This window comes from Flaviramulus sp. (assembly GCF_982512915.1).
The window spans coordinates 1-12,369 of the sequence record NZ_CEWOCJ010000008.1; the positions used below are offsets into that span (position 1 = coordinate 1).

A 12,369-nucleotide genomic window follows, 5' to 3' on the forward strand; every position below is an offset into this window, starting at 1 on the left:
TTTAATAGATAAATCTTAACCCTTTTTGAAAAAAATCAACACTGTAAATATTAAAGTGAGTAATTTCAATTTAAAATAAAGAGGAAACTAAAGAAAGAAATTCCAAACCACTCCAAAACGAACTGTGAAATCTCTATATGGATAATTTGGTGCAGCAAAATAATTGTATCCTGTAAATGCAGAATTAAAATGCTCTGCTTTTAAATAGATGCGCGTTTGACGAATTTTAGCATTTAAAAAGAAATCTAACCTTGGAAAGCCTCCAAATTCTCTTTCATTTTGCACATAAAATTCTGCTAATAAAGGACTGTAACCATTCATATAGTACTTAGAAAAGTAGTTTAAAGTCACTCCTGTTTGTAAAAACATAGCTTTTTTGAATAAATGACTAGAAAAGTAAAAGGTGTTTCGGGATGTAATTTCTGGAACATTTAAGACATTATCATCATCTTTTACGTTTTGATATAATATGGTGTTGTTTAAAGCAAATTTGCCAAATTTTATTTCATTCTCAAACTTTAGTCTTAAATAAGTAATCGTATTATTATTTTGAAATGGTTTTATTTGCGCTTTAACATTTGTATCTATAGTTGCATCATCTATTTTAAAATAAACATAATCGCTTAGTGTATTTAAATCTACCGAAACATTAGCAAGTTTTTTGTATTTTATTTGAAAAGCAAGTTGTTGTGTTTTGATGTTTGTAAAATTATTTTGCCAGTTATAGCTTAAGTAATCACTTTGATAAAGAAGCATATTATAATTTGGCGCTTGTGAACTGTGATTTAATGAAGCTGTAGCCGCAATATCATCATTTAGCTTAAAAGTTGCTATTGCTTTTACAAAGTTTCCATCAAAATCTCCAGAAATGTTTAATCCAGCTTCTCCATCTAATATAAAGCCTTTATATTGTTTATTATATTTACCTCCTACTGAAAAAATATTCCCTTTTAATCTGTTAACTATAGTGTTTCCGTTTAAAATAACTAATTTATCATAACCATAATTATAGTTATTGCTAGTTACATTGAATTGTAAATTACCGATCAAATTATTACTGTAATTTAATTCAACTTGATTGTAAAAATTCTCTAAAGTTGCTCTGTCTTTTAACCCAGAAGACTTAAAAGCAGCTCCAAAAAAACTTGTATTTACAGAAGTTTGATCAAATTGAAAATATTTATCCTCAAAAGACATAACATGACCAATACTTAGCTTGTTACTTGACAGGGAATCTTTTCCTCTTATAATTTTATAATTATGCTCTAAATGAAACCTTTTACCTCTTAATATACTTTCAGCATTTTCAAAATTAACTTCTAAAATAGAACGATCGATAAACTCTGGATCTCCACTTTCAAAATTTTCTACACTAAAATCTTGGAGACCACCATTTTCTTGATTTAATAAATCTTGTGTAACCACGTGCCCTCTTATATTGTATCGATTGTTTTTTGTTTTATAATTTGTAGTAAATCTAAAATTACCTGTACTTGTTAAAATATGTTGATACTTTCCTAAAGAACGCAGTCCTTTATATGCTATTGAAAAATTGAACTGTGGTGATGTATTTACAGTAAAAAACGAATCGGCCAATTGACCCTGCTCGAAAGCTGATTTATAAAAAAGCTCTGTAAAAGGAGTTGGAACACGATAATAATTAATATCCTCAATCTCCATATAATTGAAATGCCTTGCGATTGCTCCAAAATCTGGCATTAAGTTGGTGTTTTCAAAGTTAAATGTTAAACTATTATATGTTTGACCTATGTTAGAAAATGGTATTAATCCAAAATTATCTTTTCTGAGGTAATTAAACTTATATTCTTTTTGAATAGTTAAAGTTGTATCAACAAAAGTTGTATCATTTTTATGAGAAATAATTAAGTAGTCTTGAATTTTAGCCTTAATAGTTTCGGAATTTGAATCACTTGCAACTTTACTAGTTTTGGTACTTGTTGTATCTTTATTAGCTCTTTGTACAGTAGGTCTATCTATGGTTCGTCTTATCGATTTATCTTGGGCATTTAGGCCAATACAAAGAAAAAGAAAAAGAAAAACAAAGTTTAATTTATTCATAGATGAAAATTTCCGAGGCAAAAGTAATTATTTGAACGTAAAGTGAAGATAAATATTTTAAATAATGAAGGCTCTGTTTACATAAAACAAATTAAATTATATTTCTAACAAAGCAAATTATAAGTTTATCAATATTTTAGCCGTATGCTTTTAAAAAGTTTTTCAAATTTTAATATGGAATGTGGTACTGATGAAGCTGGACGTGGTTGCCTAGCAGGACCCGTTACTGCTGCGGCTGTTATACTTCCTGATTATTTTTCGAATATCATTCTTAACGATTCCAAAAAACTTAATGAAAAGAAACGAGACCTTTTAAAACCTATTATTGAAGCAGAAGCTTTACATTTTGGTGTCGCGCACATTTTTCAAGAAGAGATAGATGCCATTAATATACTCAACGCTTCTATTTTAGCCATGCATAAATCCATTCTTAAATTAAGTATTAAACCTGAGTTTATTATTGTTGACGGGAATAAATTTAAACCTTTTGAAAATATTCCCTTTGAGACAATAATTAAAGGTGATGGAAAATATTTAAGTATTGCTGCAGCTTCCATTTTAGCTAAAACTCACCGAGATGATTTTATGAATAATATTCATGAAGAATACCCAATGTACAACTGGAAACAAAATAAAGGCTACCCAACCAAGGAACATCGTGAGGCTATTAGAAAATATGGTATAACAAAATATCATAGAAAATCCTTTAGATTACTTCCAGAACAATTAAAGTTGACCCTGTAGGTTTCTAATGACTTAAAAATATATTAGGTTTGTAAAAATTAATTCATTTTATGAGATTTTTTTATTTTACCCTCACAACACTTTTCTTTTTTAGTTGTAACACTAATGAAATAAATCGAAAAGAGCTCATTGATTTTGTTCCGGATAACACTATCATTATTATAAAATCTGTAAATATTGAAGGGTTAAAAAACAGTATCAATAACAGTGATTTTCTTCAAGAAATTTCAAAAAGTTATTCCTATAAAAACTTTGAGAATAAATTAAAAAATTTATCATTTATAAATCCTTCAAATGAAATTATCATTTGTATTTCTAAAGATTTAAATGACAGCACCCAATTAGCAATTGCAACTAAATATCATAAAAATTTATTTTCAACGGGTTCTTTTAAGGATTACAGTGAAGAGACATTGAGCCATAAAAATAAAACGATTACAAAACACACAATAAAAAATGATGCTTTTTACAGTACTTTAATAGATAGTATCTTTTTTGCCTCTTCCTCTAAAACAATAATTGAAACTATTTTTGATAAAAAACATAGTGATGTAGAACTTAAGAAGATTTATAAAACACTTAATAATGACAAGACGTGTTCTGTTTTGTTAAAAACAGAACACTCATTTATTAAATCATTTTTTATTGAGGATTCCATTAACGCAAAAACATTTGCAAATTACTTAGCCTTAGATATTGATATCAATCAAAATAACCTATTAATAAATGGTGTTAGTAGAGCTATTGATTCATTAAGTTTAATTAATATTTTCAAAAACACGGTTCCACAAGAAAATCAAATCCAAAACGTAACACCATCAAATAGTGATGGCTTATTGAGTTTTACCTTCAATGATTTTGAAATTTTTAAAAACAATTTAGATATATTCAACAAAAAAAAATCCACACAAAACAGTTCAAATTTATTTAATGAAATTAATGAAATTGGCGTTATTTATGAGGATAAAAACCGTGCAATTGTTTTAAATTCTATTGACATTATAGCTACTAAAGACGCTCTTTTAGGCGAACAAACTATTGTTGAAACTTACAGAGAAGTTGATATTTATAGTTTTAGTAATCCGAATGTTTTTTCAGAAACTTTTTCACCGTTAATAAGAGCAAAACAACAAGAATTATACTGTATTTTAGATCAGTTTTTTGTGTTCAGTAATAACACCGAAATGCTTCAAAATGTTATTGCAAATTATCAAAATAAAACAACTTTAAGTTATAGTGATAACTTTAAAAACATAAAAAAACAACTAAGTGATGCTTCATCTTTAATTCAAATAGTAAACCCTGCTACTTTAAAATCAATTCTGAATAAAAATTTTATTGACGAAAACCATAATTTCAATCTTACTAACTACAACACATCTGCGATTCAGTTTATTTATGATAGCAATTTTGCTCATGTTAATGCTGTTGTAAAAAGAAATCAAACAAAAAAACAGTCAAATTCGGTTTCAGAAATTCTTAATATAAAACTTGACAAATATTTATTAATCGATCCTCAATTTGTAATTAACCATATCACTAAAGAGAAAGAGATTGTTGTTCAAGATGTTAACAATAATTTATATTTAATTTCTAATAAAGGAAAGATACTATGGAAAAAACCTATTAAAGGTGCTATTTTAGGGCGCATTGAACAAATAGACATTTACAAAAACGGAAGGCTACAACTTGCATTTGCAACACCTAATAACGTTTACGTTATTGATAGAAATGGAAATAACGTAGCACCTTTTCCTGGTAAATTTAATGATGAAATCACACAACCTTTATCTGTTTTTGATTACGATAAAAACAAAAACTATCGATTGGTAGTTACCCAAGGAAACAATGTATTAATGTATAATGTTAATGCGAAAACTGTTCAAGGGTTTAATTTTAAATCGACTAATGAAAGCATTATTAACCAACCAAAACATTTTAGAATAGGCAGTAAAGACTACATAACTTTTAAAACTATAAATAATTTTTTTATTTTAGATAGAGTTGGCAAAATACGAGTAAAACCAAAAACTTCTGTTAAGTATTCAAATCAACCCGTTTTTTTGCACAACAATACATTTACAACCACCAATATTGATGGCGATTTAATTTCAATTGATATTAAAGGAAATATTACTACTAAAACAATAAATCTATCTAACAAACATTCTATTGATGCAAGTAGTAAAACTCTTGTAACTTTAAGTGAAAACAAATTATCTATAAAAAATAAAACTACGGAATTAGATTTTGGAGATTACACAATCTGTAAACTATTCTATTTAAAAGATAAAATTTATGTGGCTGTTACAGATTTGCAAACACACAAAATTTACCTTTTTGATAGTCAATCAAATTTAATTTCAAATTTTCCTGTTTATGGTAATTCTTTAATAGATTTAGATAATATAGATTCTGATAATAATCTTGAATTTGTTACAAAAGGAGAGCCTAACTCAATAATTTTATATCAAATTAATTAACCATCTACTTTTCAACATAAATAGTTTAATAAATATGTTTAAGTTCTCTTTTATAAATAGAAAGTAATCTTTATATTTATCCAGCTATTAATCAAATATTTACAAGAACTCCTTAGTATTAATTATAATAATTTTTTCGATTAGTTTATAAATCTAATATGAAGTAAAACTCCTATAAAAATATTACGATAACCAAATCGCAAGTCCTCGAATCTTTCGGAACGTCAAAGTTTATTCTTTGGCGTTCTTTTTTTAATATTAATTAAACTTAATTTAATAGTATTGCAGAGATAAAAAATGTATTCATGATTTCACGTAAAAATGCCTCCATTTCAAAGTTTATTATTCACAAGGTTGGAAACAAATTCAACGACACCAAAAATGTTTTCTCAGAAAAGTTAGTTGATTTTGATGAAGCTAGTTACGATTTAATGTTACCGTTTCTTTTGAAACCTTTTTGTAGCGTGGTACAAAGCTATCGTTTTAATCACCATGCAAATATTTCGTTAAACGAAATTAATAGTTATAGTGCACAAATTTTTAATGATGACGATGCTTTTGTTGAAGTTTCAAAACATATTGTAACACATCTTTATGAGCAATCAAATTCTGCAAATATAAAGACTGGTGATGTTTTAATTGTGATATTTGAAGGTATCGAATTTAGAGACATCACTACCAATGCTATTGGTCTATTTAAAATAGAAAACAAGGTTAATTTCTTCCAAACTTACCTTGAAAATAAAAGCTATGATGTACTAGTCCAAAAAGGAATTAGCTCAAAAAAAGTAGATAAAGGTTGTTTAATTTTAAACCAATCAGATAATGAAGGCCATATTGTTTTAAGTGTAGATAATAACAGTTACGATGCGCAATATTGGATTAATCATTTTTTAAATATTAAATATGCTGATGATGCCAATAATCATACGAAACAATACTTGGAATTATGTAAAGACTTTTCAACAGAGATCATAAAAACTAGTTATGGAGCACAAGAACGTAATACTTTTTTAGCAAAAACGATTGACTTTTTTAAGGAAAATGAAGTGATTAATATCGAACGTTTTAAAGAAGATCTTTTTGAAGACGAAAAACAAATAAAAGCATTTGAAAATTTTAAAAAAGAATATGAATGTGAGCAAAATATTGTAATTAGAAATCAATTTGATGTAGCTGAAGAAGTGGTTAATAAAGAAAAACGAAAAATAAAAACAGAAATAAAACTTGACACTAATATCCAGATAAAATTAGATATAGATGCTCCAGATGCCTCTGCAGAATATTTGGAGCGCGGTTATGACGATGAGAAGAAAATGCATTATTACAAGGTGTTTTTTAATGCAGAGAATTAAAACAATTATTTAAATAAGAGATTTTATATTAGCATAAGAGTTTTCAAGAGCTTCTTGTACTTGATTCGTATTTAGCCATTCTACCTTAGTAATACCCTCTTCTTCTTGGGCATATAAATTGCCTTTAAAACTGGTTTTCATTTCAAACCAATAAGTAACTTTTATTTTGTAGCGTCCATTACGCTTAAAAATATGATAGGTAGTTTCTAGGGGTTTTGTAATTTCTAGACCGTTCACGCCGGTTTCTTCAGAAACTTCTCTTATTGCAGTATTCTGAATAGTTTCTTTACCTTCTATCTTACCTTTGGGTAAATCCCATTTATCGTTTCTATAAATAAATAAAATTTCACCCCTATCATTATAAACTTTACCGCCACCGGCAATTACATTAGGGAGCTTTTTTAAGAATTTTTTTATGAGCTTATCTTTATTTTTATGAATCAATCTAACCTCTTCTAAACTAGAATTATTAAGCTTATTTATAACTTTTTTAATATTTACAGTGTTAAGTAAATAATTTTTAAAATTTGTCTCTTTTTCTACCAACGTAGTTAAAATCATTGGCTTGTCCCCAACAAAAACTTTATACATATCAAACTGTAATTAACAATTTAGTTGTGGTAAAAATATCATTTTTACTCACAATGCACGCATTGTTGAAAAAAATATTTTTATTACCCTTTATGCATTGCTTGTAATATAAATTTATATGTAATTTTGTCTTTATGATTTTTAATAAAGAAACTGCTAAAAAAACCGCCGAAGTTTTACTGCAAATTAATGCCATAAAACTTAGTCCAAAAGAACCATTTACTTGGGCCTCTGGTTGGAAATCACCAATTTATTGTGATAACCGTATTATTTTATCTTTCCCACCTATTCGAAATTACATAAGAGAATCTATGGCTAAACATATTGAAAAACAATATGGCAAACCAGATGTTATTGCAGGTGTAGCAACTGGAGCTATAGGAATTGGATTATTAGTAGCTGAATATTTAGGATTACCTTTTATATATGTTAGACCAGATGCTAAGGGTCACGGACGTAAAAATCAAATTGAAGGATTTGTTGAAAGCGGACAAAACGTTGTAGTAGTTGAAGATTTAATTAGTACAGGAAAAAGTAGTTTAAACGCTGTTATTGCTCTAAAAGAAGCTGGTGTCAATGTAAAAGGCATGATAGCAATTTTCACCTATGGCTTTGATGTAGCAACCGAAAATTTCAAAAAAGAAAACATTCTTCTTCATACATTAAGTAACTACGAAAATTTATTAGAAAAAGCATTAGAGACTAATTACATTTCAGAAAAAGAATCAAAAACATTATTAGAATGGAATTCCAATCCTAGTGAATGGAACGCTTACTAATATAACTATTCAAAATAAATTAAATTATGAATTTAGAATCGCCAAAAGTTGGTGTTAGTAAATCACCCCAGGAAGTTTTTGACTTTTTATCAAATATTAAAAACTTTGAATCCTTAATGCCTGAAAACATCAGTAAATTTGAAGTTTTAGACGAGGATAAATTTTTATTTGCCCTAAAAGGAATGCCAGAGATTATCCTTAAAAAAAAGGAAGTTATAGCTCCAAACAAAATAGTTTTAGGTGCAGCTGGTGGTAAAATAGATTTTATTTTAATTGGAAATATTATACAAATCGATGAAGCTTCAAGTGAAATTCAATTAGAATTTTCTGGAGATTTTAACCCAATGATGGCTATGATGATTAAAGGTCCAATAAATAAATTTATTGAGACTTTGGTAACCAACATTCCAAATGCAATTTAGTATAATAGTGTTATTTCTTTAAGATCGAATTTTTTAACAATTTCGTCCTCCAAAACAATTAATAATTTACCGTATTTGGTAACTCCATTTATAAATCCAGAAAACAAAACACCTTCTGCACTTTTAAATGTTGAAGGCTTATTTTTTCTAAACAAATTAGCTTCATACTCACTTTTCACAGTATCGTACTCCCCTTTTTGAAGAAGCATAGAATACTCTTTAGTATATTTTATGATATGAAGTAAAATTTCATCTAGATCATAACTTACTCCTGTGACGTTTTTTAACGAAGAAGCCATAGGAAGATCTTGAAATTCTGTTTGATTAACATTAATCCCAATACCTATAATTGTAGAGTTTAATTTGTTTTTTATGACATTTTCTATCAAAATACCGCAAATCTTTTTATTTGCTGACAAAATGTCGTTCGGCCATTTAATATGCAAATCAGGAATATTCAAACTTTTCAAAGCCTTCAAAATTGCTAAAGAAATTGCCATACTAATATAGAAGGGAAATTCAACATCATGAACACTCAAGTCCTTAAACAAGCTAAACGTAAGGTTTTTACCCTTTCCAGACAACCATGAGGCACCCATTTGACCACGTCCATTGGTTTGATATTCGGCAACTACAACTGTATAATCTGCAACATCTTGTTTACTCATCATATCTTTTAAAAAAGAATTTGTAGAGTCGATGGCATTAAGTTTGACTATGTGCATATAAAAGTTACAATCTTATGATTATTTTAAACTATAAAGAACTAAAAAAATAATAACTTTGCACAAATTAAAAAAATTTAATGGCGAAAGAAAATAAAAGCGCAGATCAATTAATATCCGTAATCATAAGTGGCATAGAAGATGTTAAAGGTAAAGAAATAAATATTCTAGATTTAAGAGATATTGAAAACACTGTTTGTGACTACTTTATAATTTGCGAAGGGACTTCAAACACACAGGTAAATGCCATAGTTAATTCCATACAAAGAAAAGTAAGCAAAGAACTCAAAGACAATCCTTGGCATACAGAAGGTTTAGATAATGCCGAGTGGGTATTGATTGATTATGTAAATGTTGTTGTTCACGTGTTTCAAAAACAAATTAGAGAATATTACGATATTGAAAGCCTTTGGGGCGATGCAAAAACAACAGTTATACAAACTAGTTACTAAAAAAAGAAAATGGCAAACGATAAAAAAAATTTAAAAGAAAAAAAACCGAAATTTAGTCCTTACTGGATTTATGGTATATTAATAGCGGTTTTCTTAGGTTTTCAATTATTTAGTAGTGGAAGCTATCAAGAAGGCAATTCTACAACACCCTCAGAATTCTTTAAATACTTAGAAGCAGGTGATGTTGAAAAGGTAGATATTATTAAAAACACAAGGGTTGCAAAAGTATACTTAACAAAAGATGCTGAAGCAAAAGAAATTCACAAAAAATCTATCCCTCAAACTTTTATACCATCAGCAACTAAATTACCAAATTATAAATTTGAATTTGGAGATCTTCAAAATTTTGAAAATGAACTGAATGACGCTATAAGTGATTTAAGTTTAAAACCAATTGTTAAATTTGATACTGAAACTAACGATTGGGGGAATTTATTAATGGGAATTCTACCATTTATTCTTCTAATTGGTGTTTGGGTTTTTATTATGAGACGGATGTCTGGCGGAGCTGGTGGCGGTGCTGGTGGTCAAATTTTCAACATAGGAAAATCTAAAGCAAAACTTTTTGATCAAAACACTGAAGTAAAAACAACATTTAAAGATGTTGCAGGTTTAGAGGGTGCTAAAGAAGAAATACAAGAAATAGTAGACTTCCTTAAATATCCTGAGAAATACACAACTCTAGGTGGTAAAATCCCTAAAGGAGCTTTACTTGTTGGACCGCCCGGAACTGGAAAAACATTATTAGCTAAGGCGGTTGCTGGTGAAGCAAAAGTGCCTTTCTTTTCATTATCTGGATCAGATTTTGTAGAAATGTTTGTAGGTGTTGGAGCATCTCGTGTTAGAGATTTATTTAAACAAGCAAAAGAAAAATCACCATCTATTATTTTTATAGATGAAATTGACGCAATTGGTAGAGCTCGAGGTAAAAACGCGATGTCTGGAAGTAACGATGAACGTGAAAATACTTTAAATCAGTTATTAACTGAGATGGATGGTTTTGGAACTAATACAAATGTTATAGTAATTGCAGCAACAAACAGAGCGGATATATTAGATACCGCGCTGATGCGTGCTGGACGTTTTGATAGACAAATTTTTGTTGATTTACCAGATGTTAGAGAACGTAAAGAGATTTTTGAAGTACACTTAAGACCTCTTAAAAAAGCTAAAGATTTAGATTTAGATTTCTTGTCTAAACAAACACCTGGTTTTTCTGGAGCTGATATTGCTAATGTGTGTAATGAAGCTGCATTAATAGCTGCTAGAAACGGAAAAAAAGCTGTAGATAAGCAGGATTTTCTGGATGCAGTTGATAGAATCATTGGTGGTTTAGAAAAGAAAAATAAAATAATAACTCCAAGTGAGAAAAAAGCAGTTGCTTATCACGAAGCTGGACACGCAACAGTAAGTTGGATGCTCGAACACGCTGCACCACTAGTTAAAGTAACAATTGTACCTAGAGGACGCTCATTAGGTGCTGCATGGTATTTACCAGAAGAACGTTTAATTGTTCGACCTGAACAAATGCTTGATGAAATGTGTGCTGCTCTTGGTGGTCGTGCTGCAGAAAAAGTAATTTTCGATAAAATATCAACAGGCGCATTAAGCGACTTAGAAAAAGTAACCAAACAAGCAAGAGCTATGGTTACTATATATGGCCTTAGTGATAAAATTGGAAATTTAACATATTATGACTCTTCAGGACAAAACGAATATGGTTTCACCAAACCATATAGTGAGCAAACTGCAGAATTAATTGATAAAGAAATATCTGATATAATAGAAACCCAATATAAAAGAGCTATAAAATTGCTTAAAGATAACAAGGATAAGTTAACTGAACTAGCAGAGGTTCTTTTAGAAAAAGAAGTTATTTTTAAAGATAATCTTGAAAAAATATTCGGTAAGCGTGCTTTTGAAATAGAAGAACCTGAAAAACCTAGAAAAGAATTAGAAAAAAAAGAAGCTGAAAAATCAGAAGAGTCTTCAGATACTACTGAGTGAAAACTATAAAAGCATTTATTTTGTTAAGCTTTACTAAAAATCTTAAATTAACCGTATGGTTAATTTAAGATTTTTTATATTTGATGAACCTCAAAAGAATTCTGTTAATAGCAAATAATTAAATGAGCCTATTTAGAAAAATTTTTGGTTCAAAATCTGAACGTTCAGGTGATGAATTAAAATCTGATGATAGAGGCAAGTACATGCCAGAAATAAAACTACCGATAGACGAAAGGTTTACCATAAACTTTAAAGCTAACGGAGGTAAATTTTTGTATTGTGAAAATTTAGATGAAATATTTAAAAATTTAGAAAATATCATATCAGAGAATGACTGGGAAGAAAAAAAGGCTTTATTACTTGATGAAAATTTAGAAGAAAAATTTAAAAATTCAAACGTATTAGCTACAAAAAAAATAATAGATTCAACTTATTTCATTACAACTTGTGAAAATCTAATAGCAAATGATGGATCTCTGCTAATTTCATCAAAACAAATTTTCGAAAAAAAACTACCTGAATTACCAATTAACTTTATAGTTTTTTCAACTACAAGTCAAATTGTTGAAAATATTGGGGAAGGTTTAAGAGGTATCAAAAATAAAAACAGACAAAAAATCCCAACAAATATTACTACCATAAAACACTTTAAATCTGGTGATGAGAAAGACTTTTTAAGTTATGGTAGTAGCGCTAAAAATCTATACCTACTACTTCTAGAAGATTTATAGA

11 protein-coding genes are annotated in these 12,369 nt (G+C 28.5%); 8 read left to right on the top strand and 3 right to left on the bottom strand.

Annotation, left to right across the window (positions count from 1 at the left end; all coding sequences use genetic code 11):
* Positions 1-87: 87 nt before the first annotated feature.
* A complete protein-coding gene (locus AC1XJX_RS07175; RefSeq protein WP_482003292.1) occupies positions 88-2,079 on the bottom strand; it encodes a putative porin in 1,992 nt (663 codons plus the stop codon).
* 144 nt (positions 2,080-2,223) lie between these two features.
* Here AC1XJX_RS07175 and AC1XJX_RS07180 point away from each other — a divergent pair, with 144 nt between their 5' ends.
* The 3 genes from AC1XJX_RS07180 (at position 2,224) to AC1XJX_RS07190 (ending at position 6,661) form a co-directional block, all read left to right on the top strand.
* Entirely contained in the window at positions 2,224-2,823 is a 600-nt protein-coding gene (locus AC1XJX_RS07180) for a ribonuclease HII (RefSeq protein WP_482003293.1), read from the top strand.
* 50 nt (positions 2,824-2,873) lie between these two features.
* Positions 2,874-5,306, top strand: a complete 2,433-nt coding sequence (locus AC1XJX_RS07185; RefSeq protein ID WP_482003294.1) for a DUF3352 domain-containing protein — start codon at positions 2,874-2,876, stop codon at positions 5,304-5,306.
* Between the two features lie 305 nt (positions 5,307-5,611).
* Positions 5,612-6,661: a nucleoid-associated protein gene (locus AC1XJX_RS07190; RefSeq protein ID WP_482003295.1), complete on the top strand. Its 1,050-nt coding sequence runs from the start codon at positions 5,612-5,614 to the stop codon at positions 6,659-6,661.
* A gap of 9 nt (positions 6,662-6,670) precedes the next feature.
* Here the strand turns inward: AC1XJX_RS07190 and AC1XJX_RS07195 are convergent, their stop codons facing one another.
* Positions 6,671-7,252 (bottom strand): NUDIX hydrolase, encoded by a 582-nt coding sequence (locus AC1XJX_RS07195; protein ID WP_482003296.1) that lies wholly within the window; start codon positions 7,250-7,252, stop codon positions 6,671-6,673.
* Between the two features lie 134 nt (positions 7,253-7,386).
* Between AC1XJX_RS07195 and pyrE the strand changes: the two genes are divergently transcribed.
* A complete protein-coding gene (gene pyrE / locus AC1XJX_RS07200; RefSeq protein WP_482003297.1) occupies positions 7,387-8,031 on the top strand; it encodes an orotate phosphoribosyltransferase in 645 nt (214 codons plus the stop codon).
* A gap of 26 nt (positions 8,032-8,057) precedes the next feature.
* Entirely contained in the window at positions 8,058-8,453 is a 396-nt protein-coding gene (locus AC1XJX_RS07205; protein WP_482003298.1) for an SRPBCC family protein, read from the top strand.
* Here the strand turns inward: AC1XJX_RS07205 and AC1XJX_RS07210 are convergent.
* Positions 8,450-9,178 (bottom strand): biotin--[acetyl-CoA-carboxylase] ligase, encoded by a 729-nt coding sequence (locus tag AC1XJX_RS07210; RefSeq protein WP_482003299.1) that lies wholly within the window; start codon positions 9,176-9,178, stop codon positions 8,450-8,452. The genes AC1XJX_RS07205 and AC1XJX_RS07210 overlap by 4 nt on opposite strands.
* Positions 9,179-9,258: 80 nt before the next feature.
* On the opposite strand from AC1XJX_RS07210, the gene rsfS reads away from it, so the two are divergent.
* From rsfS to AC1XJX_RS07225, 3 genes are all read left to right on the top strand, one after another.
* Positions 9,259-9,630, top strand: coding sequence for a ribosome silencing factor (gene rsfS / locus AC1XJX_RS07215; RefSeq protein ID WP_482003300.1), 372 nt, complete (start codon positions 9,259-9,261; stop codon positions 9,628-9,630).
* A gap of 9 nt (positions 9,631-9,639) precedes the next feature.
* Entirely contained in the window at positions 9,640-11,637 is a 1,998-nt protein-coding gene (gene ftsH, locus AC1XJX_RS07220) for an ATP-dependent zinc metalloprotease FtsH (RefSeq protein ID WP_482003301.1), read from the top strand.
* 122 nt (positions 11,638-11,759) lie between these two features.
* Positions 11,760-12,368, top strand: coding sequence for an LUD domain-containing protein (locus AC1XJX_RS07225; RefSeq protein ID WP_482003302.1), 609 nt, complete (start codon positions 11,760-11,762; stop codon positions 12,366-12,368).
* Position 12,369: the final 1 nt, after the last annotated feature.

What these genes read in the sequence shown, in the direction of transcription:
- AC1XJX_RS07210 (WP_482003299.1), bottom strand. Translation starts at nt 9,178, where the DNA reads ATGCACATAGTCAAACTTAATGCCATCGACTCTACAAATTCTTTTTTA.
- AC1XJX_RS07195 (WP_482003296.1), bottom strand. Translation starts at nt 7,252, where the DNA reads ATGTATAAAGTTTTTGTTGGGGACAAGCCAATGATTTTAACTACGTTG.
- AC1XJX_RS07180 (WP_482003293.1), top strand. Translation starts at nt 2,224, where the DNA reads ATGCTTTTAAAAAGTTTTTCAAATTTTAATATGGAATGTGGTACTGAT.
- AC1XJX_RS07205 (WP_482003298.1), top strand. Translation starts at nt 8,058, where the DNA reads ATGAATTTAGAATCGCCAAAAGTTGGTGTTAGTAAATCACCCCAGGAA.
- rsfS (WP_482003300.1), top strand. Translation starts at nt 9,259, where the DNA reads ATGGCGAAAGAAAATAAAAGCGCAGATCAATTAATATCCGTAATCATA.
- ftsH (WP_482003301.1), top strand. Translation starts at nt 9,640, where the DNA reads ATGGCAAACGATAAAAAAAATTTAAAAGAAAAAAAACCGAAATTTAGT.
- AC1XJX_RS07190 (WP_482003295.1), top strand. Translation starts at nt 5,612, where the DNA reads ATGATTTCACGTAAAAATGCCTCCATTTCAAAGTTTATTATTCACAAG.
- AC1XJX_RS07175 (WP_482003292.1), bottom strand. Translation starts at nt 2,079, where the DNA reads ATGAATAAATTAAACTTTGTTTTTCTTTTTCTTTTTCTTTGTATTGGC.
- AC1XJX_RS07185 (WP_482003294.1), top strand. Translation starts at nt 2,874, where the DNA reads ATGAGATTTTTTTATTTTACCCTCACAACACTTTTCTTTTTTAGTTGT.
- AC1XJX_RS07225 (WP_482003302.1), top strand. Translation starts at nt 11,760, where the DNA reads ATGAGCCTATTTAGAAAAATTTTTGGTTCAAAATCTGAACGTTCAGGT.
- pyrE (WP_482003297.1), top strand. Translation starts at nt 7,387, where the DNA reads ATGATTTTTAATAAAGAAACTGCTAAAAAAACCGCCGAAGTTTTACTG.